Here is a 25951-nt window from a genome sequence, read left to right as displayed (position 1 = left end):
CCGGCCACTCGCCGGTCCCCGCCCCGGCGTCGAGTATGTCGAGAAGAGAGATCGCGAGCATGACCGTGCAGACCGAACGGCCGCCCTCCGGCCCGGCGGACGTCCGCAAGGCGGACGACGGGGGACCCGGCAGGACGGCACAGACAGCGGCGTCGCGCGTTGGCGCGCTCGCCCCCTACCTGTTGCTGCTGCCCGCCTGTGTGGCCTCCGTGCTGCTGCTCGGCTGGCCGCTGCTGAAGGACGTGCTGCTGTCGTTCCAGAACCTCAACATGACGCAGCTGATCCAGCGCGCCACTGAGTGGAACGGTGTCGACAACTACCAGGCGGCCCTGACCAGTGAGGACTTCTGGCGGGTCACCCTCCGCTCGATCCTGTTCACGGCGGTCAACGTCGTCCTGATCATGGTGCTGGGCGCACTGGTCGGACTGCTGCTCGCCCGTCTCGGCAAGTGGATGCGGTTCACCCTGCTGCTGGGCCTGGTGCTCGCCTGGGCCATGCCGATCGTGGCCGCCACCACCGTCTACCAGTGGCTGTTCGCACAGCGCTTCGGCGTCGTCAACTGGGTCCTGGACAAGCTCGGCTGGCACTCCATGGCCGACTACAGCTGGACCAGCAGCCAGATGTCGACGTTCTTCGTCATCACCCTGCTGATCGTGTGGATGTCCATCCCGTTCGTCGCGATCAACCTCTACGCCGCGACCACCACGATCCCGAAGGAGCTCTACGAGGCCGCGTCCCTCGACGGCGCCGGCGCCTGGCGGAGCTTCACCACGGTCACCGTGCCGTTCCTGCGGCCCTTCCTCTACGCCACGACGTTCCTGGAGATCATCTGGGTCTTCAAGGCGTTCGTGCAGGTCTACCTCATCAACGAGGGCGGCCCGGACCGGCTCACCGAGATCCTGCCCGTCTACGCCTACGTCGAGGGCGTCGGCAACCAGCACTACGGCATGGGCGCGGCGATCGCCGTCCTGACCATCCTGATCCTGCTCGGCCTGACCGCCTACTACCTCAGGATCGTGCTCAAGCAAGAGGAGGACGAGCTGTGAAGCGCTCACTGTTCGGCCGCCTGTGGCCCAACGTCACGGCCGCCGTCCTGTTCATCGGCTTCGTCTTCCCGGTGTACTGGATGTTCAGCACGGCCCTCAAGCCGACCGGCGACATCATCTCGCAGGACCCGGTCTGGCTCCCCACCGACATCACCTTCGAACACTTCGTGACCGCGACCGACGTCGACCACTTCTGGACCTACGTCACCAACTCGCTGACCGTCACCGTCCTCGCCGTCGTCTTCTCGATGGTCATCGCGCTGGCCGGCTCCTTCGCCCTCGCGCGGATGCGGTTCAAGGGACGGCGCGGCTTCGTCATCGGCTTCATGCTGGCGCAGATGGCGCCCTGGGAAGTCATGATCATCGCGATGTACATGATCGTGCGCGACGCGTCCATGCTGAACAGCCTCGTACCGCTGACGCTCTTCTACATGATGATGATCCTGCCCTTCACCATCCTGACGCTGCGCGGCTTCGTCGCCGCCGTGCCGAAGGAACTGGAGGAGTCGGCGATGGTCGACGGCTGCACCCGCGCCCAGGCGTTCCGCCGGGTCATCCTGCCGCTGCTCGCCCCGGGCCTGATGGCCACCTCGCTGTTCGGATTCATCACCGCCTGGAACGAGTTCGCCCTGGTGCTGGTGCTCAACAAGGACGCCGAGGCCCAGACCCTGCCGCTGTGGCTGTCCAGTTTCCAGAGCCAGTTCGGCAACGACTGGGGCGCGACCATGGCCGCCTCGTCGCTCTTCGCCGTCCCGATCCTGATCCTCTTCGTCTTCCTGCAGCGCAAGGCCGTCAGCGGCCTCACCGCGGGCGCCGTGAAGGGATAACGCCACCCGATGACGACATTCACCACCGGCACCGACACCCTCACCCGGGATGCGCTGGCCGTACTGCAGCCGGGCTTCGCCGGTACCACCGCGCCCGACTGGGTACGCCGCAGGCTCGGTGAGGGCCTCGCCTCCGTCGCCCTCTTCGGCCGTAACGTCACCACCGCCGAGCAGGTCACCGCCCTCACCGCGCAGTTGCGGGCCGAGCGGGACGACCTGCTGGTGGCCATCGACGAGGAGAGCGGAGACGTCACCCGCCTGGAGGTCCGCACCGGATCCTCCTTCCCCGGCAACCACGCGCTCGGCGCGGTCGACGACACCGGCCTGACCCGGGGCGTCGCCCGCGAGCTGGGCCGCCGGCTCGCCGAGTGCGGGGTCAACTTCAACTGGGCCCCCTCCGCCGACGTCAACGCCAATCCGGACAATCCGGTGATCGGCGTGCGCTCCTTCGGCCGGGAGACCGACCTGGTCGCCCGGCACACCGCCGCGTACGTGGAGGGCCTGCAGTCCACCGGTGTCGCCGCGTGCACCAAGCACTTCCCCGGCCACGGCGACACCAGCGTCGACTCCCACCACGCGGTCCCGCACATCGACCTGGACGCCACGACGCTGCACGAGCGTGAACTTCAGCCGTTCCGGGCGGCGATCGCGGTCGGCACCCGTGCCGTCATGAGCGCGCACATCCGGGTGCCGGTCCTCGACCCGGACCGCCCGGCCACGCTCTCCCGGCGCATCCTCACCGACCTGCTGCGCGGCGAACTCGGCTACGAGGGGCTGATCGTCACCGACGGCATGGAGATGCGCGCCATCTCCGGCACGTACGGCCTCGAACACGGGGTCGTCCTCGCCATCGCCGCCGGCGCCGACGCGATCTGCGTGGGCGGCGGGCTGTGCGACGAGGGCACGGTGCAGAGCCTCCAGGACGCGCTGGTGCGCGCCGTACGCTCCGGCGAACTCCCGGAGGAACGGCTCGCCGACGCCGCCGCCCGGGTGCGTGCCCTGGCCGAATGGACCGCCGGAGTACGGCGCTCCCCGGCGGCCGCGGTCGACCCCGAGCCGGAGATCGGTCTCACGGCGGCCCGCAGAGCGGTGACCGTCACCCGCGCCGCCGGCTCCACGCCGGTCAGCGGGCCGGTGTACGTCGCCACCTTCAACCCGGCCCCGAACATCGCCGTGGGCGACGAGACCCCGTGGGGTGTCGGCGCGGAGCTGGAGCGACTGCTGCCGGGCACGGCCACGGGCAGCTTCACCGGTCCCGACGCCGGTGACGCGGCACTGAGGGCGGCGGCGGGCCGACGCGTCGTCGCCGTGGTCCGCGACGAGCACCGGCACCCGTGGATGCGTACCGCCCTGGACACGCTGCTCGCCGCCGACCCGGACACCGTGGTGGTGGAGATGGGCGTACCGCAGTCCGCTCCACGCGGCGCCCTGCACATCACCACCCACGGCGCGGCGCGCGTCTGCGGTGTGGCGGCGGCGGAGGCGGTGGTGGCGGGCTGACTCGCCGTCGTTCCGGGTCGTGTGGCCGTGGCGCCGGGCGGGACCGCAGTCCGGCCCGCCCCGGGCCGACCCGTGCGTGTCCGTGACGGGGCGGCGGGCGTCGCCGGCCGGGCGCCGCGGCTCCGGCGCGCTCGGAGGCGGTCGTCAGGGGGCCGGCCGCGCGAAGCTCAGGGGTGGATCTTCTTCCCCTCGGCGAGCATGGCGACGAACTTCTCGATCCGGGCCGCGCGGGTCTGAGGCCGTTTGGCCTCCTCGATCCGGTGAAGGATCGCGTAGCGGTTGCGGCTGTCGAGGGTGCCGAAGAAGTCACCGGCACCGGGGGTCGCGTCCAGCGCGGCCCGCAGATCGCCGGGGACGGCCGCCGTGCTCTGGCTCGCGTACGCGGCTTCCCAGCGACCGTCCGCCTGCGCCCTCTCCACCTCGCGCAGACCGGGCGGCCGCATCCGCTCCCGCTCGATGAGGTCGATGGCCTTCTGCCGGTTGACCGCCGACCATCTGCTGCGCGGGCGACGCGGCGTGAAACGCTGGATCCAGTACGTGTCGTCCAGCCCCTTCTTGTGCCCGTCGATCCAGCCGTAGCACAGCGCCGACTCCAGCGCGGTGGCGTAGTCGACCCCGACGACACCGGAGCCCTTGCGCGGAATCTTCACCCAGATCCCGCCGGCCTCCTCGTGATGCTCCTCCAGCCACTCCTCCCAGTCCCCCTGCGTCTCGAAGGCACGCACCGGCCCCGTCACACCCTTCACGTCACCAGCCATACGCCCATGCAACCGGCCCGGAGGACCCGGGTCAACGCGGGGGCCCCGCTGGGGAGTCGGGCGGATCTGATGGTGGCGGATTCCGGTTCCGGAGCGGATCTGGCCGGCGCCCCGGCCCGCCGGGCCTCCGCACGCCGCGCGGGCCGGTGCCGTGACCGACGACGGGCTCCGGCAGGTCCGGGGAGTAGGTGCGGTGCGATGGCGGAGCGTGTCGTTATTGGGCCGAACGGGTGACCATGCGTAAGAATTGCCCGATGCAGACAGTCAGCGCGACAGGGGACGGAGCATGCCGGTGAGCAGCCACGATGTCACCGACGAACAGTGGGAAGGGCTCGCCCAGGTCGTTCCGCTGCGGGGCCGCGACGCGTGGCCGTCCGCGGTGGGCCATCGCGCACTGCCCGAGGCCGAGACGGAGGCCCGGCGCCGCTTCGTCGTCCTGCGCGTCAACGTGTTCGCGGACGCCCGCGACGTCGCCGAGACACTGATGTCGGGCATACCCGTCCTGCTGGACCTGACCGGCGCGGAGCCCGACGTGGCCAAACGCGTCCTGGACTTCAGCACGGGTGTCGTCTTCGGTCTGGCCAGCGGGATGCACCGGGTGGACCGCAACGTCTTCCTCCTGACCCCGTCCGGCACGGAGGTCACGGGGCTGATGGAGGGCATGGGGGTCCCGGGAGTCTGAGAGCCCGGTGATCTCGGGTGGTCCGGGCTCTCAAGGACCCCGGGCCCCGGGGCCCCTTGGGGGCGCATACGGTGCCCGAGGGCGCGAGCAGCCGCGCGGCCCGCGCCGCCCGAACGTGGGACGGCCCACCAAGCGGAACGGTTCGCCCCGCACTCCATCCCTTAGCGTCCCGCACATGACCCCGCCACCCTTGTCCCACCCGGGCACGCCGTCGCTCCTGTCCGGTCCGGGCACGCCGTCGCCGTCCCTGTCCGGTCCGAGCACGCCGTCGCCGTCCCTGGCCGGTCCGGGCACGCCGTCGTCACCTGCGTCCGGCACGACTGCGCCCCCGCCACCCCTGCCGTCGGCCGGGTCTCCCGCTTCCGGCGCGGCCGAGCGGCGCCCCGGGCTGCCGCGGGTCACCGCACTGCTGCTGTCCGCGTTCGCAGGGCACCGTGGCGTCACGCTTCCCCTCGGGGCGCTGACGCTGATCGCCGGGCGCAGTGGAAGCGGCAAGACCAGTGCGCTGGGGGCGTACGAGGCGCTCGCCCGGCTCGGTGGCGGGGCCGAGCTGGGCGAGGCGTTCCGGGAGCCCGGCGCCTGTGTGCCGGAGCGGGCACGCCCCGACGTCCAGCGCCGCCGCGGCTTCCGTATCGGCTGCACGGCCGACGGCCCCGAGGGACCGGTCCGGCTGGAGATCGCCGTACAGGCCGAACCGGAGCTGCGCATCGTGGGCGAGCGGCTGACCGCGGACGGACAGGTCCTGCTGCAGACCGCCCTGCGCGATCCGAGCCGCCGCACCGTGCAGGCCGCCTGGTACACGGCCGGGACCGCACCGGTGACCCGCGCCCCGCTGCCGGACGATCGGCTCGGCACCGCGCTGCTGCCGCTGCGCGTCGCCGGCAAGACCCCGGGGCAGCGCAGGGTGCTCGCCGCCGCCGAGCAGATGGTGGTCGCCCTGCGCTCGGTCTTCCCCTGCGACCCCCGCCCCGACCGGATGCGCGGCGCCGTACCGGCCGGAACCGGCCGGCTGCTGGGCGGCTGTGACAACGTCGCCGACGTACTGCGGCGCACCCGTGCCGAGTGCGGACGCCGGCACGCGCTCCTCGTCGACGCGGTGCGCGCCGGCTGCGCGGGGCCGGTCGCCGACCTGCTCGCCGAGCCGTACGACGCCGGCCGCCTGGTCCGCGCCCTGCTCGACCGGGGCGACGGCACCCGTACCGAGTTGCGGCGGCTCGGTGACGGCGAGCTGAGGTACACCGCCCTCGCGCTGGTGCTGCTCACCGGCCCCGGCGTACTGGAGACCGACGTGCCCGGCGAGGTCCCCGCCGCGCTCCGCACCCTCACGGTCCTCGCCGACGGCCTGGACCGGGATCTCGACCCCGGACAGCGCGCGCACCTGCTGCGCCTGGCGGCGCGGATGTGCGAGCGCGGGCACATCCGCCTGGCCGGCGCGGTGAGCGACGCCTCCTGGGCCGCCGGAGTGCCCGGCGTGACAGTGGTAGACCTGGACCGTGACTGATCCGTACGACGACGACACCCCGCACGAGCCACTCGTACTCGCCGGACTCCAGCGCCGTCTCGCCGAGCTCGCCGCCGTGCGCGACTGGCAGCCGTACCACACCCCGAAGAACCTCGCCGCCGCGCTCAGCGTGGAGGCATCCGAACTCCTCGAGATCTTCCAGTGGCTGACGCCCGAGGAGTCCTCCCGTGTCATGGACGACCCGGACAGCGCGCACCGGGTCGCCGACGAGGTCGCCGACGTCCTCGCCTATCTCCTCCAGCTGTGCGAGGTCCTCGGCGTGGACCCGCTGGCCGCCCTTGCCGCGAAGATCGACCGCAACGAGCGCCGGTTCCCGGCCGGAAAGCCGTCCCCCGAGTAGGGAGCCGTCGGCTCCGTCTTCACTCTCCGTATATGAGAATCTGACCTCGATCGAATTGTTGTCCACAGATTTCGGTCTTCCTCTGGCTTTTTGTCTCACGGTCCCTCACTCTGGGTAATGGACAAGGGAGTTCAGTGGATGCGGACGCGTGGGCAGCGCGTCGGACGGACGGGGGCAGCGCATGGACGCGGTGCGGCTCATCGTGACGAGCAGAAGGGCCCTGGCAGCGAGCGGCGGCGTGCCGGAGCTGCTGACCGAGGTGTGGCAGGCACAGGCCCTGGCACAGGCGATAGGCAGCCGACTGGCGGTCGTCGGCCCACCCGAACTGCGCGGCGAGGCGCTGGGGCTGACCGAGTTGGCGGGCCGCGGCTGCGGTGTGCTGGGCACCCCCGAGTTCGGCGTGGGTGAGCCGCGCGCGGCGCAGCTCACCGAACTGGGCGAGGCCCGCCCGTGCCTGATGTACCTCGGCGGTCTGCTCGGCGAGGTCGGTATCGCCCTGGTCGGCATCGCCTGTTCCGTGAACGACGAGGCGACGTACTGGCAGTGCATGGAGGCCATCGACGCGGCGGACGAGTCCCGGGACCGTGTGCTGGAGATGCTCCGCAGACTGGCGGACCGCGACGAGGTCCTACCGGTGCGGGAGGCCGGATGAGCGCACCGGGCCTTCCGCACCGACGCGGCGCGGTGTCAGCGGCCCTGGTGTTCCTCCGCGGCCCCGGCATCCCGCCCCGTCGCCCGCGGGTCCGCGTCCAGCGCCCGCGGGTCCGCGTCCAGCGCCGGCGGGTCCGCGCTCAGGGCCGCCATCAGCTCCTCCATCCGCCGCAGCAGCCCCTCCGGCGGCCCGTGGCCACTCCGTCCCGCCGCGGCACGCACTCTTCGGACATGAAGGCCTCCCCGGCCCGTGGCCCCGGACGGTCTCCGACGGCCGACACGATGACGCCCCGGCGCACACCGGCCGCCACGGGTGCCGGACGCTCCGGCTCCTCCCGAGCAAACGATTTCCACCGTGACCGGTCACGTGCCGGCCGTACCGCACCGCCGGTCCACGCCCGTCCCCGCCCGGCCGTGGGCCGGGGCACGCCGGAGGGCCGGACGAGGCCGCCCTCCGCCGGCGAGCGTGCAGGATGAGGGCATGGATCTCCGCATCTTCACCGAGCCCCAGCAGGGGGCCACCTACGACACCTTGCTCACCGTCGCCAAGGCCACCGAGGACCTCGGCTTCGACGCCTTCTTCCGCTCCGACCACTACCTCAGCATGGGATCCGGCGACGGCCTTCCCGGCCCCACCGACGCCTGGATCACCCTCGCCGGCCTCGCCCGCGAGACCAGGCGCATCCGGCTCGGCACGCTGATGACCGCAGGCACCTTCCGCCTCCCCGGCGTGCTCGCCATCCAGGTCGCCCAGGTCGACCAGATGTCCGGCGGCCGCGTCGAACTCGGCCTGGGCACCGGTTGGTTCGAGGAGGAGCACAAGGCGTACGGCATTCCCTTCCCGAAGGAGAAGTTCGCCCGCCTCGAAGAGCAACTGGAGATCGTCACGGGGCTGTGGGCCACCGAGCCCGGCAAGACCTTCGACTACCACGGCACCCACTACGACCTCACCAAGTCACCCGCGCTCCCCAAGCCGTCCCAGCCCAGGGTGCCGGTGCTCATCGGCGGTCACGGCACGACCCGCACGCCGCGCCTGGCGGCCCGGTTCGCCGACGAGTTCAACATGCCCTTCGCCTCGGTCGAGGACACCGCGCGCCAGTTCGCCCGGGTCCGGGACGCCGCCCAGGAGGCCGGCCGCGACCCGGGCGACCTCGTCTATTCCAACGCGCTCGTCGTCTGCGTCGGCAAGGACGACCGGGAGGTCGCCCGCCGCGCCGCCGCGATCGGCCGCGAGGTCGGTGAACTCAAGGCCAACGGCCTGGCGGGCTCCCCGGCGGAGGTCGTCGAGAAGATCGGCCGCTACGCCGGGGCGGGCTCGCGGCGCCTGTACCTCCAGCTCCTCGACCTGGACGATCTCGACCACCTGGAGCTGATCTCCACCCAGGTCAAGTCCCAGCTGTCGTAGCACGCGCACCGGGCGGACGGGACCGCCTCTCACCAGGGTGGTCCCGCCCCTCGTACCGGCCCCGAAATCCCTCGAACCCCGCGACCCCTTCCCTGTACGTTGATCGGACATGCCGGAGTCCCGGTCTGTGTACCCGCACTTCAGAAGGCCTTTCGAGGTGTAACCACCGTGTTCCTGACGATCAGTACCACCGGCTCCGCACAGCGCCCGGCGACCGACCTCGGTTTCCTGCTGCACAAGCATCCCGACAAGGCGCAGGCGTTCTCCACGTCCTACGGCACGGCACACGTCCTCTACCCCGAGGCCGATGCCGGGCGCTGCACGGCGGCGCTGCTGCTGGAGGTGGACGCGGTGGCACTGGTCCGGCGCGGCAAGGGCAAGGGACGCGGCGGCGCACCCGACGCCGCCCTCGCGCAGTACGTCAACGACCGCCCGTACGCCGCCTCCTCCCTGCTCGCCGTCGCGCTGAGCGGCGTCTTCTCCAGCGCGATGCGCGGGGTGTGCACCGCCCGCCCGGAGCTCCCGGGACAGCCCCGCCCGCTGAGCATCGAGGTGCCCGCGCTGCCCGCGCGGGGCGGCCCGGATCTCGTCCGCCGGCTCTTCGAGCCGCTCGGCTGGACCGTCATCGCCGAGCCCGTGCCGCTGGACGGCGAGTTCCCGCAGTGGGGCGACTCGCGCTACATACGCCTGGTCCTGGACGCGGACACGCTCACCCTCGCCGAGGCCCTGCGCCATCTCTACGTACTGCTCCCCGTCCTCGACGACGCCAAGCACTACTGGGTCTCCTCCGACGAGGTCGACAAACTGCTGCGGGCCGGCGAGGGCTGGCTGCCCGGGCACCCGGAGCAGAAGCTGATCACCAGCCGCTACCTCTCCCGCCGCTGGTCACTGACCCGGCAGGCCATGGAACGCCTGGAGATGGTCCGGCTGGCCGAGGCGGACGACAGCGACATCGAGGACATCGACAACGCCGTCGAAGCGGAGGCCGAGCAGGAGGAGAAGCCGACTCCGCTCGCCGTGCGGCGCCGCGAGGCGATCCTCGCCGCGCTCCGCGCCTCGGGCGCCGCCCGGGTGCTCGACCTCGGCTGCGGCCAGGGACAGCTGGTGCAGCAGCTGCTCAAGGACCCGTCCTTCACCGAGATCGTCGGCGTCGACGTGTCGATGCGGGCGCTCACCATCGCCTCCCGGCGGCTGAAGCTCGACCGCATGGGGGAGCGCCAGGCCGCGCGCGTGCACCTCTTCCAGGGCTCCCTCGTCTACACCGACAAGAGGCTGGCGGGATACGACGCCGCCGTCCTCAGCGAGGTGATCGAACACCTCGACCTGCCCCGGCTGCCGGCCCTGGAGTACGCGGTGTTCGGCGCCGCCCGCCCCCGGACGGTCCTCGTGACCACCCCGAACGTCGAGTACAACGTGCGCTGGGAGAGCCTCCCGGCCGGCCATGTCCGACACGGCGACCACCGCTTCGAGTGGACCCGCGAGGAGTTCCGCGCCTGGGCGGAGAAGGTGGCCGAACGGCACGGCTACGAGGTCGGGTTCGAGCCCGTGGGGCCGGACGACCCCGAGGTCGGACCGCCCACCCAGATGGCCGTGTTCCAGGTCGCGAACCCGAAGGAGGCGAAGGCCGCATGACCACCACCGACACCTCCCGGCCGCCCCGCGCCCTGCCCGTCACCGACCTCTCCCTCGTCGTGCTGATCGGCGCCTCCGGCTCCGGCAAGTCCACCTTCGCCCGCCGCCACTTCGGGCCCACCGAGGTCATCTCCTCCGACTTCTGCCGCGGTCTGGTCGCCGACGACGAGAACGACCAGAGCGCGTCCCGCGACGCCTTCGACGTGCTGCACTACATCGCCGGCAAGCGCCTCGCCGCCGGCCGCCGCACCGTCGTCGACGCCACCAGCGTCCAGCAGGACGCCCGCCGTCAGCTGATCGACCTGGCCAGGCAGTACGACGTCCTGCCCATCGCCATCGTGCTCGACGTGCCCGAGCAGGTGTGCGCCGAGCGCAACGCGGCCCGCACCGACCGCGCGGACATGCCGCGCCGGGTCATCCAGCGTCACACCCGTGAACTCCGCCGTTCACTGCGTCACTTGGAGCGCGAGGGCTTCCGCAAGGTGCATGTGCTGCGCGGTGTGGAGGAGATCGAGCACGCAGTCGTCGTCACCGAGAAGCGGTTCAACGACCTCACCCACCTCACCGGCCCCTTCGACATCATCGGCGACATCCACGGCTGCGCCACCGAACTCGAAAGCCTGCTCGGCAAACTGGGCTACACCGACGGTGTCCACCCCGAGGGCCGTACCGCCGTCTTCGTCGGCGACCTCGTCGACCGCGGCCCGGACAGCCCCGCGGTCCTGCGCCGCGTCATGGCCATGGTGAAGTCGGGCAACGCCCTCTGCGTGCCCGGCAACCACGAGAACAAGTTCGGCCGCTACCTCAAGGGCCGCAACGTCCAGCACACCCACGGACTCGCCGAGACCATCGCCCAGATGGACGGCCAGAGTGACGCGTTCCGCGCCGAGGTGCGGCAGTTCATCGACGGCCTCGTCAGCCACTACGTCCTCGACGGCGGCAGGCTCGTGGTCTGCCACGCCGGACTGCCGGAGAAGTACCACGGCCGCACCTCCGGCCGGGTCCGCAGCCACGCCCTGTACGGCGACACCACTGGCGAGACCGACGAGTTCGGCCTGCCGGTGCGCTATCCGTGGGCCGAGGACTACCGCGGCCGTGCGGCCGTGGTCTACGGGCACACCCCCGTCCCGGAGGCGACCTGGCTCAACAACACCATCTGCCTGGACACCGGCGCGGTCTTCGGCGGCAAGCTCACCGCGCTGCGCTGGCCGGAACGCGAACTGGTCGACGTACCGGCCGAGCGGGTCTGGTACGAGCCGGCCCGCCCGCTGCGCAGCGAGGCCCCCGGCGGCCACGAGGGCCGCCCGCTGGACCTGGCGGACGTGCACGGCCGCCGTGTCGTGGAGACCCGGCACACCGGCCGGGTGTCCGTCCGCGAGGAGAACGCCGCCGCGGCCCTGGAGGTCATGAGCCGCTTCGCGATCGACCCCCGCCTGCTGCCGTACCTCCCGCCGACCATGGCACCCACCGCCACGTCGCACCTCGACGGCTACCTGGAGCACCCGGTGGAAGCCTTCGCCCAGTACGAGCGGGACGGCGTCGCACGGGTGGTGTGCGAGGAGAAGCACATGGGCTCCCGTGCGGTCGCCCTGGTCTGCCGCGACGCGGCCGTGGCCGCTCAGCGGTTCGGCGCCGGCGGAGGCGAGACCGGCTCGCTGTACACCCGTACCGGCCGCCCGTTCTTCGACGACGCGTCCGTCACGGAGGAGATCCTGGGCCGGCTGCGGACGGCGGTCACCGAGGCCGGCCTCTGGGACGAACTCGCCGCATCCGACAGCGCCTCCGACGCGGGCGACTGGCTGCTGCTGGACGCCGAACTGATGCCGTGGTCCCTGAAGGCGTCCGGCCTGCTGCGCTCGCAGTACGCCTCGGTCGGCGCCGCCGCCGCCGCGGTCTTCCCGGGCGCCCTGGCCGCGCTGGAGGGCGCGGCGGCCCGCGGTGTCGAGGTCAAGGACCTGCTGAACCGCCAGCGCGAGCGCGCCGGGTCCGCCTCGGCGTTCACCGACGCGTACCGCCGCTACTGCTGGACCACCGACGGCCTCGACGGCGTACGCCTGGCACCGTTCCAGATCCTCGCCGCCCGGGGCCGGAGCCTCGCCGCCCTGCCGCACGACCAGCAGCTCGCCCTCATCGACCGCATGGTCGAGCACGACACCACGGGCCTTCTCCACACCACCCGCCGCTTGTACGTCGACACCGCCGACCCCGAGTCGGTGCGGGCCGGCGTCGACTGGTGGCTGGAGATGACCGGACGCGGCGGCGAGGGCATGGTCGTCAAGCCGGTCGGCGCCCTGGTCCGCGACTCCTCGGGCCGCCTGGTGCAGCCCGGAATCAAGTGCCGGGGCCGCGAGTACCTGCGGATCATCTACGGTCCCGAGTACACCCGCCCGGAGAACCTGACCCGTCTGCGCGGCCGCTTCCTCAACCACAAGCGCTCCCTCGCCCTGCGCGAGTACGCGCTCGGCCTGGAGGCCCTGGACCGCCTGGCCGGGGGCGAGCCCCTGTGGCGCGTCCACGAGCCGGTCTTCGCCGTACTGGCCCTGGAGTCGGAACCGGTCGACCCACGCCTGTGACGGGCCCCGCGCCCTTTCCGCCCTCACGTCGGCCGGGCACCCCGCGTACGGGGGGAGCCCGGCCGACATCGTTTCCCCCACATCACACGTCCCTGGCTAACCGTCAGTTACCGTGCTAACTTCGCAGGCCGGTCAGACAGCTGAACCGACTCATGGGGGAGCAGTCGGTGGAGAGAGGCGAGGCAATCGTCGGCCCCGAGGGCGGGGGTGCGCGCGCACAGGGCCTGGAACTGCTGTCCCGGCTCACCGCCGCGCTGTGCGAGCTGGGCTGTATGGAGGACGCGCAGGGACGGGTCCAGTTCGCCACCGTGCTCGGCGAGCAGCTGGCCCGCACCGTCGACGTACGTGGCGTCCGGCTGCGCGAGGACGTGGTGGCCATGGTGCGCGCCGCGCTGAACGTGGCGGGCGGGGAACGCGTACTGGTGCGGGTGGTCGAGGTCTTCGAGGGGCCCGCGCCGGCCGACGAACTCGACCGGCTGCTCGCCCCCGCCGCGCCCGCCCCCGCAACCCTCCCCGGCCCGGTCTCCGGCCACGACACCGGTACCGCGCACGCCCTGCTGGCCGAGGCCAAAGGGGAGGTGTCCGCCTCCCGGCTGCGGGACAGGCTCGCCGAGGAGCTCAACGGCCTCTACCTGCCCACCGGCCTCTCGCCCGAACAGCTCTTCGCGCACGTCCTCGAATGGAACGCGCAACCGGACGGATTACCGCCCGCGGTGCTCCTGGTCGACACGGCCGCCCATCTCGCCGCGTCACCCGGTCACCGCGGGAGCCTCCTCAAGTGGGTCGACGGCTGGGCCCAGCGCTCGGAGCTGACGCCGGCGGTGGCCCAGCGCCGCGCCGCCCGCCGGACGACCGCCGCCGACCCCGACATCCCCTGCTGCCTGATCGTCGCCGTGGAACCCGCCCGCGACGGTACGGGTGAGATCGTCGTACGTCCCTGGCTGAACACGGTCCCCGGCCATTGGGACCCCCAGCCCGGCGAACCCGCCACGACCACACTCGACGGTCTCGGCGAGGCCGTCGACAGCGCCCTCCGGCAGGGCGCCCGGCTCTGGTCCCCACCGGCCGGACCGGACGGGCGCGAGCAGCCGACGTACGTGGAGTTCGTTCTCCCCTACGACCTCCTCAATCACGACGTGGCGGGGCTGAGGCTCCGGATCGGCCACGGCCGCCCGCTGCCGCTCGGCCTCAAGTACGGCGTGCACCTGCGCAGTCTGGAGCGGATGCGCACGGACGACGTGCTGGTCCGGCAGCAGTGGCGGGAACGCTGGAGGAGCCTGCGGCAGCACGGAGTCACGGTGCACGGGTGGACCGGCGCCGACGCCCAGCGGCTCGACGCCTGGCAGACCGCGCTCGCCGGGGAGTCCGGACGTACCGCCGTGGTCATTGACGCCCCGGCCGCCCCCCCCGCCCTGGAGGCGTTGAAGGCCGCCATCGCGGAGGGAATCTCGCTGGCCATATGGGACCGTCGGGGCGCCTTCATCGAGGAGCGACGCGAGGTCGTCACCGCCGTCTTCGCCTCCGTCCCGATCGCCGCCCAGATTCCCATGGCCATCCACCGGCTGCGCAAGAAGGCCGTCGACCCCGCACAGAGTCCCGACCTGCTGGGCCGTCACATCGCCTTTTTCTGGGACGATCCGACCCGAGTGGTCGACATCCACACCGACGACGGCGATCTCGCCAGCGAGGAGGCATCGGCATGACCGCGCAGGAGGAGCAGACCACCCCGGACGGCTGGCGGGTCTTCCATGCCACCGGCCAGAGCCCCGCCGCCGCGGTGGAGTTGCCCGAGCCCCCGCCCTGGCGGCGGTTCGGCGGAGCCCCGCTCCAGCCCGCCCCGCCCGACGATCCGGAGGCCGCGCTGCGCCGGCTCGGTCCCGGCGAGGTCACTCCACAGCTCGGTTCCGAGGAGATCGACACGGTCAACGCCGCGCTGCTGCTGCGTCGGCCGCTGCTGATCAGCGGACCGCCCGGCATCGGCAAGTCCACCCTCGCCTACATGATCGCGCGGGAACTGGGCCTCGGCCGGGTGCTCGAGTGGAACATCGTCAGCCGCACGGCCCTGCACGAGGGGCTGTACATCCATGACGCGATGGGACGCGCCCAGGCCATCGCCGCCTGGCAGGCGGGGCTGCGGGACGCGGGGGCGCGCGGCGCCGGCGGGACAGCGGACAGCGGGGCCGGCCATGTCGTGACGGACCGTCACATTGCGCCGGTCCTAGGGGATTTCATTACCCTGGGGCCCCTGGGAACCGCTCTGCTGCCCTACGATCGTCCCCGGGTGCTCCTTGTCGACGAGCTCGACAAGAGCGACATCGACCTGCCGAACGATCTGTTGCACGTCTTGGAGAACGGAAGCTATGACGTCCCGGAACTGGTCCGCGACGCCGCCGACACCGCGAGCGTCCACACCAGCGACCCCGGAGTCCGTGCCCTGCTGCGACAAGGGCGGGTCGAATGCCGGGAGTTCCCCGTCGTGGTGATCACCAGCAACGGGGAACGCGAGTTTCCGCCCGCGTTCCGCAGGCGCTGTCTGCCCCTCGAACTCCGTGTGCCCACCCGCGAACAGCTCCTCGCCATGGTGAGCCGGCACCTCGGGGAGCGCTCGCCGCACAGCGAGGACCTGGTGGACCTCTTCCTCCAGCGCGTCCACGCCGGGGGCACGCATTCCCTGGACCAGTTACTCAACGCTGTCCAGATCACTACCACGGGTGGTTTCCAGGTCGAGGGCAACGGGCGTAAGCTCGTGGAAATGCTGCTCCGCGACCTCGCGAAGGGCCGCTGAATGGACAACGGCTTTCCCAGGGAGCGCGCATCCGGATCCGGCGACGGCGGACCTGAACCGAGGCCGTCGCCTTCTTCGGCGTTCTCCGAGTCCGTCGAGTACGCGAGTGAGGGCGGAGAGCCGTCCTTCGCTGCCCCGCTCCGGAAAGCCCAAAGCCATGACCAGCCGTCGCCGGGCCCGCACGGCGAGGCGCAGGACCCACCGCACTGGCAGGAGGTCGCCGACGCGGTGTGGCTCGCCGCACACTGGAACCGCCACGGTGGACCCGGTGACGTCGGTCGGGACACCGCCGCGGAGCGGTCCGCCACCCGAACGGCCGCGTCCTTCGCCGATCCCACGGAAGCCGGCGCGGCCCCCCGGGCGGAGGGCGGGCCAGGCACCGGCGTGTCCTCGGAAGGTGCGGAATCGGCCGACTTCGAGGCCGGCTCCGGCCTCTCCGGTTCTGTTGTGCCGCCCCCGTCCGACCCGCCCCGGCGGGCGGAACCGTCCGCCCCGGCGGGCGGGGCCGGTCCCCCCGGACCTCCGGTAGCGGCCGACGACCGGCTGTTACCCCACCCCGAGGGCACCGCCACGCTCCACGTCGGGCGGCCGCTGCTGTCCGACGCCAATCTGCCGCAGCACGGACCCGGCCGCCCCACCGCCCTGCTCGCCCGCGCCCTGCACCAGCTCGCCCGCCGGGTCCCCTCCCGCGACACCCGGGAGCTCGACGAGGAGACCACCGCCGAGCAAGGGGTCACCGCCGGCATCTGGATGCCGTTCTTCCGCTCCGTCCCGACCGCCGCGTTCGACCTGGTGCTGATCACCGACGAGGCACCCACCATGCGGATCTGGGACGAGACGGTGGCGGGGCTCGCCCGGGCCGCCGAGCACAGCGGCGCCTTCCGCAGCGTCCGTGCCCTCAGGCTCACTCTCCCGCGGACCGGCACCGCCACCCTTCGCTGGAGCAGCGGCGCTGCCCTCACGGACCCGGCCGAACTCCTCGACGGAAGCGGCGGCCGCGTCTTCCTGGTCGTCACCGACGGCCTCGCCCACGGCTGGGCCGCCCCCGCCGCGGACACCCTGCTGAGCCGGTTCGCCCGTTCCGGGCCCACCGCACTGGTCCACCTGCTCCCGCCCCACCTGCGCCACCGCACCTCTCTCTACCCCCACCCGGCGGTCCTGGAGGCGGGTGGCTTCGGCTTGCCCAACGACTGCCTAGGGCACTGGGCGCCACCCGGCGGCCCCGACCCCCTGCGCCCGCTGCCCGAGGCGGCCGACGACTCCCTCCCCATTCCGGTGCTCACCCTCAAACCCGGATCCGTCGGCGCCTGGGCCGACCTCGTCACCGGGGAGCGTGGAGTCCGCCGTTCCCTGCCCGTCGTGCTCGCCGGCACCCTGACGAAGGGAGCGCCCGCCCCCGGTCTGCGCGCTCCGCGCCTCCCGCGCGCCGCTTCCGCCGCCGTGCGCCGCTTCTTCACCCTCGCCACGCCCGCCGCGCGGCGGCTCGCCACCCAGCTGGCCGCCATCCCGTTCGACTTCGACCTGGTGGATCAACTACGGCGCCGGGTCATGCCGGAGACCGGCCCCGACCACCTCGCCGAGATCCTCATGGGCGGACTCATCGACTGGGACAGCGGTGGCGAGGGCCGCCCCGAATTCGCCGACGGCGTGCGCGAGGCGCTGCTCGCCAGCACCACCCGATCCCAACTCGCCCGCACCGTCAGCGTGGTGGGCGATCTTCCGGCCGCCGGGGAACGGGGTGTGGCCCTGCGCGCCGCGCTGCGTGACCCGGCCGGCACCGTGCTGCCCGACCCGGCGGAGAACGGCTGGCTGCGCAGCGAACTCGCCGTGATGCGCGCCCTGTCGGGTCCGTACTCCGAAAGGGCGCACCGCATTCAGCCCGACGCCTCCAGGCTCCTGCCGGATACCCCCGAACGGATGGACGTCGGTGCGTCCGGAGTGCCGCCCGGTGGGGTGAACCACCCGGACGGCGGCGACTCCCGTGACGATCAGGACGGGATGACTCCAGTGTCGGACGACCCGGACCACACGGAGTACCCCTTGCCGAGCCTGGTGACCGAGATCAAACACGAAGCCCCGGAGGCTGAATCGCTCATGCAGAGCACCACGACCGCAACGCCGGCCCTCATGGTGAACGTTCCGCTCAGGAACACCTCATTCGTCGGCCGTCAGGCGCTGCTGAGGGCCGTGGAGGAACAGCTCGGAGCCCAGGACACCGCGGCGGTGCTGCCGCACGCCCTGCACGGCCTGGGCGGCGTCGGCAAGTCCCAGCTGGCCTTGGAGTACATCTACACCCACCAGCACGACCACAAGGTGATCTGCTGGATCCCGGCGGAGCGGGACAGCCTCATCCTGGCCGCGCTGTCCACTCTGGCGGCACGGCTGGGCGTCTCCTCGCCCGGGCAGGACAGTGCCGGGGCGTCCACCGCCAACACGGCCGTTCCCGCGGTCCTCGAGGCGCTGCGCACGGGCAAGCCGTACGACAACTGGCTGCTCATCTTCGACAACGCCGAGGACGTCGAGGAGGTGCGCCAGTACTTCCCGACCAACGGACCCGGCAAGGTCATCGTCACCTCCCGGAACCGGGCCTGGGAACGGGTGGCCACCCCGCTTCCCGTGAACGTGTTCGAACGCGAGGAGTCCATCGAGCTGCTCCAGAAGCGCTCACCCGACCTCACGGACGGGGATGCCGACCGGCTCGCCGAGGCCCTGGGCGACCTTCCGCTCGCCGTTGAGCAGGCGGGCGCCTGGCGTGCGGTCACCGGGATGCTCGTCGATGACTACCTCGAGTTGCTGGCGCAGCGCCGCCCGGAGATCCTGGAACTGGATCCCGCTCCCGACTACCCGGTCTCCGTCGCCGCCGCCTGGGACATCTCACTGGAACGGATCCGGGAGAACAATCCCGGAGCCCGGCAACTCCTCGACATCTGCGCCAGCATGGCGCCCGAGCCCATTCCGCGGTCCATGCTGCGCAGCAGCAGGGGCATCAACATCACGCCGGAGATCGACCCCCTGCTGCGCGAGTCGATCAGGCTCAACCGAGCCGTGCGCGACCTCAGCCAGTTCTCCCTGGTGAAGGTGGACCCGCGGGCCGACACCCTGCAGATGCACCGGCTGCTCCAGACGGTGCTCCTCGCCAAGCTGTCCCCGCAGAACCGCGAGCGCATGCGGGACGCCGCCCACCAGTTGCTGTCGGCGGCCAAGCCGGGTCCCTACGGCTCGTCTGCGGAGTGGCCCCGCTACCAGAAGCTGCTGCCGCACATTCTCTCCTCCGACGCGGTGGCCAGCACGGACACCTATGTGCGCGAACTGGTCTTCGACACCGTGCAGTTCCTCTACTACTGGGGCGACCACGAGGGAGCCGCCAAACTCGGCAGGCAGGCGTGGAACGCCTGGCTGGCCGCCTCGGGGGAGGAGGACCCGGACGTCATCCGCATGGCGAAGAGCTTCGCGTTCACGCTGCGTCAGATCGGCCAGATCCCGGAGTCCATTCCCCTCACCGAGAAGGCCCTGGAGGTCTCACGGCGCGTCCAGGTCGACTCCGAGGAACTCATCGAGTCCCTGTGCAGCCTGGCCGACGCCCGCCGCTACCAGGGACGTTTCGCGGAGGCCCGGGACCTCGGGCAGGAGGCCACCGAGCTGGCCCGGTCCCTGTTCGGGCCGGACGACCCGGCCACCCTGCGGGCCACTCACAGCTGGTGCGTCGACCTCCGGCTGTGCGGGCAGTTCCAGGAGGCCCTGCCCCTGGACCAGGAGAACGTCCGCCAGCGCGAGACGATGTTCGGGCCGGCCAGCTACTTCACCCTCAACAGCCTCAACGGTCTCGCCATCAACATGCGGGAGAGCGGCGACTACCCGGGTGCCCGCGAGTTCCAGGAGGACGTCTACCGGCGGGCGCGCGCCGCGATGGGTGAGGAGCACCCGCTGACCCTGCGCGTGGCGCGCAACCTCGCGGTCTGCCGGCGCCGGGACGGCGACCTCGGCGACGCGGCCAAGCTCTCCGCGGAGACCCTGCGCCGCTTCGTCGCCCGGTACGGGGCGCGGCACGCCGATTCGCTCGCCACGGCGATCAACTACTCCGTCGACCAGCGGCTGACCGGAGACCTCGACCTCTCCCGCGAGCTGGGAGAGGAGACGGCACGCCGCTATGCCTCGCTCCTCGGTGAGGACCACTCCTACACCCTGCTGACGCAGGCGAATCTGGCGGCCACACTGCGTGCGCTCGGCGGGCTGGACAAGGCACGCGAGGTCGAGGACGACGCGGCCCGCCGGCTCTCCGCCACGGTGGGCGAACACCACGTACTCACCCTGACGACGGCCATCGGCCAGGCCAACACGGCGTACGCGCAGCTGGACTTCGAGCGGGCGCACGCGATCGACGAGGCCAACCTCCCGCTGCTCGCCGAGGTCGCCGGTGAGGACCACCCGCTGACGCTCGCCTGCACCGCCAACCTCGCCCTCGACCTGCGCGGTCTGGGCCGTGGGCAGGATGCGGACGAGGCGCAGCGCAAGGCGGTGGACGGTTTCAGCCGTGTGGTGCGCAGCGGTCACCCCTGGCTCGCCTCCGCCCAGTACAAGCGTCGTATCGAGGCAGACATCGCGCCGATGCCGCTGTAGCCCATCGCGCCGATGCCGCTGTAGCGCGGGCGGTCGGAGTGGCGCGACGTGCCACTCCGACCGCGCCGGAGATGCGGAGGTCAGCCCGGGTCCGCCACCCGGGCCGACGGTGCGTCCTCCCGGTCCGTCGCCGGCGCGGTCGGTGTGTGGCGGACGTGTCCGGCGGGCCGCTGCGGAGCCCGCTCGGCCGAGCGGCGGACCAGCCCCAGTAGCGGCTGGGTCAGCAGGGTGGTGGCCAGTGCCATGAACACCAGGACCGTGTAGAGCGGAACGCTGAGCAGCCCCGCTCGCAGGCCCGCGTCCAGGGCGATCAGTTCGGTGAGGCCGCGGGCGCTCAGCAGGACGCCCACGGTACGCGCGTCGTGCCGGTCCAGACCGCCGAGCCGGGCCGTCAGCGTCCCGCTGCCGATCTTGGCGACCACCGCGAGGAGCGTCACCACGACAACGGCCGCCCATCCCGTGGTGTCCATGCCGGTCACCACGACCGAGCGGCCCGAGACCACGAAGAAGAACGGCAGCAGCAGCCGGCCGATGTCGTGCAGGGGCCGCACCAGATCGGAGTCGAGCGTACCGCCGGGCTCCCGGGGCGTCACGACACCCGCCAGCAGGGCACCGAAGATGACGTGCAGTCCCAGGGAGTGGGTCACCCAGGCCGATCCGAGGGCGAAGCCGATCAGCAGCGCCAGACGCACCGAAGGGTCCATGTGCGTGCCCCACAGCAGCCGCCGCAGCAGCGGGCGGGTGGTGATCAGCATGAGGGCGACGAAGCCGGCCGCGAGCACGGCACGCCACGGCCATCCGAGCGCGTGCTCCGTGCCGGCCTCCATCATCGTCCCTGCCAGCACCGTCCAGCAGATGACGTCGAGCAGCCCGGCCGCGGAGACCGCCACCACCCCCGGCACCGTGGTTGCCAGACCGTTCTCCCGCACGATGGCCGTCAGGACCGGAACCGCCGTTATGGACAGAGCGATCCCGGCGAACAGGACCATGGAGGGGGTGAGGTCACGCGGCATGCCGAGCGAGCGGAGCTGGTCCCGGAACAGCACGGCGGCGCCACTGCCCACCGCCATCGGCACCACGAAGGAGGCCAGCGCCACGGCCACCGCCGTCCGGGCCCGTCCGCCGAGCAGGCGCAGATCCAGCTCATAGCCCACCGCGAACAGGAACACCACCAGGGCGAACTGGGCGAACCCGGTCAGCATGGGGTCGATCCCGTCGGGGAACAGCGTGTCGTACGCGCCGGGCGCCGCACCGCCGAGGAGCGAGGGGCCCAGCGCCATACCGGCCGCCAGCTGGCCGATGATGTACGGCTGCCCGAGCTTGCGGGCCACCCAGCCCGCGGCGTGAGCCGCCACCAGGATGAGGGCCGAGGCTCCCACGAAGTGCGCGATCAGCGTGTCAGGGCTCATGCATCCCCCTGTGGGCGGGTCGTCCGGCCCCGTACGGCCGCGGACGGTGCATCACACGGGTGTGCGACGCCAAGTGTTCAACGATATCGGCGATGTGACGGGTCGTCGGGTGTCGGCTCACCCCGATGGGCGGAGCGCCCGGCGGCATCGGAGTGCATGATCGAGGCGGGCCTCGGAGGGAATCGGTGCGGTGTGCGCCCTTCTCGTGCCGCAGGTCGCCGCGCATGCCGCCGTGCGCCGACCGTGCGCCCGGGCGGGGACCGGGGCGGCGTTCCCCCGGTGCCGTAGCGGACGTACCGCGCTGTGCGGCCGCTGATCCGGAGGGACGGTTTCCGGCCGTACGGGCGTGTCTCGTGGCCCTCAGGGAAGCGGGCCGTTCTCTGCAGTCCCCCCGGACCCGGCTCCGTATCCGCGAGCGTCCGGTGATTCCTCCGTCCGGACTGAGGCGTCACCGCCCGCCGATTCCCCGGGGGGAAGACCGGCCGGCTGACGAACCCGCTGATGGCGGGCCCCGTGGGCGGTGTGCGCCGACCGTCGCGTCACCCCCCGCGCACCTTCGGCCCGTCCCGTCGCACCAGGGGACGCACAGTGGTTACCAGCGCTCCCACCGGTCCCGTCCGGCGCCCTGGCGGGCAGTGACCGACACTGTGTGCCGGTCGGTGCGGGGGACACTGCTGATGGGAACTCCGGGGCAGAACAAGGGAGTTCGAGGGATCCTCAGCCCGCCCGCATGGTGAACGATGATCAGGTGGCGTGATCGTATGGTTTTCGACGGGGGACAGAATGGCCATGATGGATGAAGACACGGGGCATCGCGTGCCACCGTGCGAGAAGGGGGACGCACCTTGCATCAGACGCCCGTGCAGCGGAACGCCGAAGCAGCCGCCCGAGAGTCGGCCCTCGCGACGGGAGCTCCCGTGCGGGAGTCGGACCTGCTGGACCTCAGGACACTGCCGCTGACCGCCGTGGACGGCCTGGCGCCTCTTCGTCCCGGCACCCGTCTTCTCACCGAGGTCCTGCGCTCCCGCGGCGGCATCCGGGGCGGCGGCGAGGACGGAGGCGGCGCCCGGGCCGAATAGAGCCGCCCGCCCGCGGGAGCACCCGGCCGGGCTCCCGCCTGCCTGCCCACAGACCGGAGGACGCCGGGGATGATCAGTGAGCCGCGCACCGACCGTCTCCGCATGCCCGGACGCCTCTTCGCGGAACTGGCCGCCGGCGGCGGCTCCGCGCAGGCCGTCACCTTCCTCGAACAGGGGGAAAGGGCCCGGCGGCTGCTGCTCCTGCGCACACTGCTGGACGATCTGGCCGCCCTGCCGACACCGCTGACCCCGGCCGCGGAGGCCTGGGAGGTGCTGAAGGAGGCCGCGCAGCGGACGCCGGAGCCGGTCGAGGCGCTGCTCCTGGCCCCGACGACCGGCGCCTGGATCGCCCACACCCTGCGCAGGGTGCACGGTACGGCGAACGGCCCCCCGCTGTGGGCGGAGGCCGGCCGGCTGAATAGCCTGGCGGTCGTCGCCTCGCTGCACGCGGGAACGGAATCGCAGCTGCGCGTTCCCCTCACCGACGGCTCTCTCCCGCTCCCCGGCCTCGGCACGGTGCACCTGCCCGACGCGACGGCCGGTCCGACGGCCGGCCGGGCGAGCACCCGCGCGGGAGAACTGACGCTCACCGGCCCGGACCGAAGGGGCCGCCCGGTGTCCGTGACCTGCCGCCCGGCGCCGGAACCGATCGGCACGTCCGCCGAGACCGAGGCCCCGCACTGGACCCCGCTGCGCACGCTCACCCACACCACCACGTCCGGTCCGGTCGCGATACCCCTGGAGGATCTCGACCCCTACCGCGACCTCGACGACCCCGTACCGCCCGCCCGGCTGGACGCCGACGAGGCCCTGGCCTGGCAGCGGCTGTTCGGCGAAGCCACCGGGATGTTCGCGGCCCCGGACGGCACGGACCGGCCCGGGCGACTGGATCCGGCGGTGATCCGGTCCGTCGTACCGTGGGGACGGACCAGTCCGCTGCCCCCGCCGCCGCCCGACGTACGGGTGTCCGCATCGAGCGGTGACTCCTTCGGCGCCATGCTCATCGCCCGCCCCTCCTCTCCGCTCGCCCTTGCCGAGACGCTGGTCCACGAGTTCCAGCACAGCAAGCTCGCCGCCCTGATCCACCTCTTTCCGCTCGTCGACGACGACCGTGCGGAGCGGTACTACGCTCCCTGGCGTGCCGATCCCCGCCACCTCACCGGTCTGCTGCACGGCGCGTACGCCTTCACAGGCGTCGCCGGCTTCTGGCGGGACCGGCTCTCCGACCCGGAGCACGGCAGGACGGCGGCCTACCACTTCGCGCTGCGCCGGACACAGAGCAGGCTCGTGGTGCGCACCCTCGTGACCAGCGGGCGGCTCACCGAGACCGGGCGAGGCCTGGTCGCCGGGCTCGCCCGGACGCTGGACGCATGGCTGCGCGAGCCCGTCGACCGGGTCGCGCTGGTCCGCGCCCGCGTCGCGGCCGCGCTGCACCGCACCGAGTGGCGACTGCGGAACCTGGCCCCGCCCGTTCCTCCGGAGGACCCGTACGGCAGCGGGCCCCTCCGCTTCCGTCCCGATCGCGGGTCCTGGCCCGACGTCCGCACCCACGCCTTCGCCCTGCCGCCCGCCGAACCCCGTACGCCGGACGAGCACCTCGCCGCGGGCGACCCGGCGGCCGCGTTCGACGGGTACGCCAAAGGACTGGAACGAGAGCCCGGAGACCCGCACCTGCTCGCCGGCTGGATCGTCGCCCGGGCCGTGCTGGAACCGGGCCGCGCCGCCCGGCGGATGCTGGCCCGGCCGGAGCTGCTGCTGACGCCGTCGCCGGGAGCCGGGTGACGGAAGCGGGATCGCGGATCCGCCGAACCGGGGGTGAACGGGCAGCCGGGTGGTCAGGATGGAGGCATGACCTACCACGTCGACTCCGAGGCCGGGCGGCTGCGCCGCGTGATTCTGCACCGGCCCGATCTCGAGCTCAAAAGGCTCACCCCCAGCAACAAGGACGCCCTGCTCTTCGACGACGTGCTCTGGGTGCGCCGGGCGCGCGCCGAGCACGACGGGTTCGCCGATGTCCTGCGTGACCGCGGCGTCACCGTCCACCTCTTCGGTGACCTGCTCTCCGAGACGCTGGCGGTCCCGGCGGCACGTGCGCTCGTACTGGACCGTGTCTTCGACGAGAAGGAGTACGGCCCGCTGGCCACCGACCATCTCCGCGCCGCGTTCGAGACGCTCCCGGCGCCGGACCTGGCCGAGGTGCTGGTGGGCGGGATGACCAAGCGGGAGTTCCTGGACACCCACCCGGAGCCGACCTCCGTGCGCTTCCACGCCATGGAGCTCGACGACTTCCTGCTCGGCCCGCTGCCCAACCACCTCTTCACCCGGGACACCTCCGCCTGGATCTACGACGGTGTCTCCATCAACGCGATGCGCTGGCCGGCCCGGCAGCGCGAGACCGTGCACTTCGAGGCGATCTACCGGCACCATCCGCTGTTCCGGGGGGAGTCCTTCCACCTCTGGTCGGAGGGGCAGGCCGACTACCCGTCCACCATCGAGGGCGGGGACGTGCTGGTCATCGGCAACGGCGCGGTGCTGATCGGGATGAGCGAGCGCACCACCCCCCAGGCCGTGGAGATGCTCGCGCACAAACTGTTCGCGGCCGGCTCGGCGAGCACGATCGTGGCGCTCGACATGCCGAAGAGACGCGCGCTGATGCACCTCGACACGGTGATGACGATGGTCGACGGTGACACCTTCACCCAGTACGCGGGCCTCGGCATGCTCCGCTCCTACACCATCGAACCCGGCTCCGACGAGAAGGAACTGAAGGTCACCGACCATCCGCCGGAGCACATGCACCGGGCGATCGCCGCCGCGCTGGGGCTCAGCGAGATCCGGGTGCTGACCGCCACCCAGGACGTGCACGCGGCCGAGCGCGAACAGTGGGACGACGGCTGCAACGTCCTGGCCGTCGAACCGGGCGTCGTCGTCGCCTACGAGCGGAACTCCACCACCAACACGCATCTGCGCAAGCAGGGCATCGAGGTGATAGAGATCCCGGGCAGTGAACTGGGCCGGGGCAGGGGAGGACCGCGCTGCATGAGCTGTCCCGTACAGCGAGACGCCGTATAGAAATACAAAACTTCGTATATACTTCCAAGGGTTCGCGTTCCCCATCCCTGGAG

Annotated in this window: 18 protein-coding genes; 16 read left to right on the top strand and 2 right to left on the bottom strand. The window is 72.2% G+C overall.

What is annotated here, in order from left to right; genetic code table 11:
- Nucleotides 1–59 precede the first annotated feature (59 nt).
- From ACZ5C2_RS12330 to ACZ5C2_RS12320, 3 genes are read left to right on the top strand one after another with little or no spacing between them, the layout of a single operon-like run.
- Nucleotides 60–1046, top strand: a complete 987-nt coding sequence (locus ACZ5C2_RS12330; protein WP_468789309.1) for a carbohydrate ABC transporter permease — start codon at nt 60–62, stop codon at nt 1044–1046.
- A complete protein-coding gene (locus ACZ5C2_RS12325) occupies nt 1043–1873 on the top strand; it encodes a carbohydrate ABC transporter permease (RefSeq protein WP_468789307.1) in 831 nt (276 codons plus the stop codon). Before ACZ5C2_RS12330 ends, ACZ5C2_RS12325 begins: the two co-directional genes overlap by 4 nt.
- A gap of 9 nt (nt 1874–1882) precedes the next feature.
- Nucleotides 1883–3373 carry a glycoside hydrolase family 3 protein gene (locus ACZ5C2_RS12320; RefSeq protein WP_468789304.1) on the top strand — a complete coding sequence of 497 codons (1491 nt, stop codon included), beginning with the start codon at nt 1883–1885 and terminating at the stop codon, nt 3371–3373.
- A 167-nt stretch (nt 3374–3540) separates the two neighbouring features.
- Here the strand turns inward: ACZ5C2_RS12320 and ACZ5C2_RS12315 are convergent, their stop codons facing one another.
- Nucleotides 3541–4131 (bottom strand): YdeI/OmpD-associated family protein, encoded by a 591-nt coding sequence (locus ACZ5C2_RS12315; RefSeq protein ID WP_468789302.1) that lies wholly within the window; start codon nt 4129–4131, stop codon nt 3541–3543.
- A 286-nt stretch (nt 4132–4417) separates the two neighbouring features.
- Here ACZ5C2_RS12315 and ACZ5C2_RS12310 point away from each other — a divergent pair, with 286 nt between their 5' ends.
- The 10 genes from ACZ5C2_RS12310 to fxsT all read left to right on the top strand — a co-directional run bounded on the left by ACZ5C2_RS12310 (nt 4418) and on the right by fxsT (nt 20338).
- Complete coding sequence (locus ACZ5C2_RS12310) at nt 4418–4813, top strand: cell division protein SepF (RefSeq protein WP_468789300.1); 396 nt, start codon at nt 4418–4420, stop codon at nt 4811–4813.
- A gap of 175 nt (nt 4814–4988) precedes the next feature.
- On the top strand, nt 4989–6314 hold the full coding sequence (locus ACZ5C2_RS12305; RefSeq protein WP_468789298.1) for an ATP-binding protein: 1326 nt from the start codon (nt 4989–4991) through the stop codon (nt 6312–6314).
- Nucleotides 6307–6675 carry a nucleotide pyrophosphohydrolase gene (locus ACZ5C2_RS12300; protein WP_468789296.1) on the top strand — a complete coding sequence of 123 codons (369 nt, stop codon included), beginning with the start codon at nt 6307–6309 and terminating at the stop codon, nt 6673–6675. The genes ACZ5C2_RS12305 and ACZ5C2_RS12300 overlap by 8 nt, the downstream gene beginning before the upstream one ends.
- Before the next feature lie 181 nt (nt 6676–6856).
- Entirely contained in the window at nt 6857–7327 is a 471-nt protein-coding gene (locus ACZ5C2_RS12295; RefSeq protein ID WP_468789561.1) for a DUF6099 family protein, read from the top strand.
- A gap of 480 nt (nt 7328–7807) precedes the next feature.
- On the top strand, nt 7808–8731 hold the full coding sequence (locus ACZ5C2_RS12290; protein ID WP_468789294.1) for an LLM class F420-dependent oxidoreductase: 924 nt from the start codon (nt 7808–7810) through the stop codon (nt 8729–8731).
- 168 nt (nt 8732–8899) lie between these two features.
- On the top strand, nt 8900–10363 hold the full coding sequence (locus ACZ5C2_RS12285) for a 3' terminal RNA ribose 2'-O-methyltransferase Hen1 (protein ID WP_468789292.1): 1464 nt from the start codon (nt 8900–8902) through the stop codon (nt 10361–10363).
- Complete coding sequence (locus ACZ5C2_RS12280) at nt 10360–12936, top strand: polynucleotide kinase-phosphatase (RefSeq protein WP_468789290.1); 2577 nt, start codon at nt 10360–10362, stop codon at nt 12934–12936. The genes ACZ5C2_RS12285 and ACZ5C2_RS12280 overlap by 4 nt, the downstream gene beginning before the upstream one ends.
- 152 nt (nt 12937–13088) lie before the next feature.
- Nucleotides 13089–14639, top strand: coding sequence for a VMAP-C domain-containing protein (locus ACZ5C2_RS12275; protein WP_468789288.1), 1551 nt, complete (start codon nt 13089–13091; stop codon nt 14637–14639).
- Nucleotides 14636–15721, top strand: a complete 1086-nt coding sequence (locus tag ACZ5C2_RS12270; RefSeq protein ID WP_468789286.1) for an AAA family ATPase — start codon at nt 14636–14638, stop codon at nt 15719–15721. Before ACZ5C2_RS12275 ends, ACZ5C2_RS12270 begins: the two co-directional genes overlap by 4 nt.
- The gene (gene fxsT, locus ACZ5C2_RS12265) at nt 15722–20338 is read left to right on the top strand and encodes an FxSxx-COOH system tetratricopeptide repeat protein (RefSeq protein ID WP_468789284.1); all 4617 of its coding nucleotides are present in this window, start codon (nt 15722–15724) and stop codon (nt 20336–20338) included.
- A gap of 80 nt (nt 20339–20418) precedes the next feature.
- Here the strand turns inward: fxsT and ACZ5C2_RS12260 are convergent, their stop codons facing one another.
- Nucleotides 20419–21747 carry a cation:proton antiporter gene (locus ACZ5C2_RS12260; RefSeq protein ID WP_468789282.1) on the bottom strand — a complete coding sequence of 443 codons (1329 nt, stop codon included), beginning with the start codon at nt 21745–21747 and terminating at the stop codon, nt 20419–20421.
- Nucleotides 21748–22592: 845 nt separating this feature from the next.
- Between ACZ5C2_RS12260 and ACZ5C2_RS12255 the strand changes: the two genes are divergently transcribed.
- The 3 genes from ACZ5C2_RS12255 (at nt 22593) to ACZ5C2_RS12245 (ending at nt 25898) form a co-directional block, all read left to right on the top strand.
- Nucleotides 22593–22826, top strand: coding sequence for a hypothetical protein (locus ACZ5C2_RS12255; protein WP_468789280.1), 234 nt, complete (start codon nt 22593–22595; stop codon nt 22824–22826).
- Nucleotides 22827–22895: 69 nt separating this feature from the next.
- Nucleotides 22896–24608, top strand: a complete 1713-nt coding sequence (locus ACZ5C2_RS12250; protein ID WP_468789278.1) for an HEXXH motif domain-containing protein — start codon at nt 22896–22898, stop codon at nt 24606–24608.
- Nucleotides 24609–24674: 66 nt separating this feature from the next.
- A complete protein-coding gene (locus ACZ5C2_RS12245; RefSeq protein WP_468789276.1) occupies nt 24675–25898 on the top strand; it encodes an arginine deiminase in 1224 nt (407 codons plus the stop codon).
- Nucleotides 25899–25951: the final 53 nt, after the last annotated feature.

The sequence above is a fragment of the Streptomyces sp. NPDC031365 genome, assembly GCF_055569765.1.
Note: the sequence above shows the minus strand (reverse complement) of the source record. Positions and strands in the feature narration are given on the sequence as shown.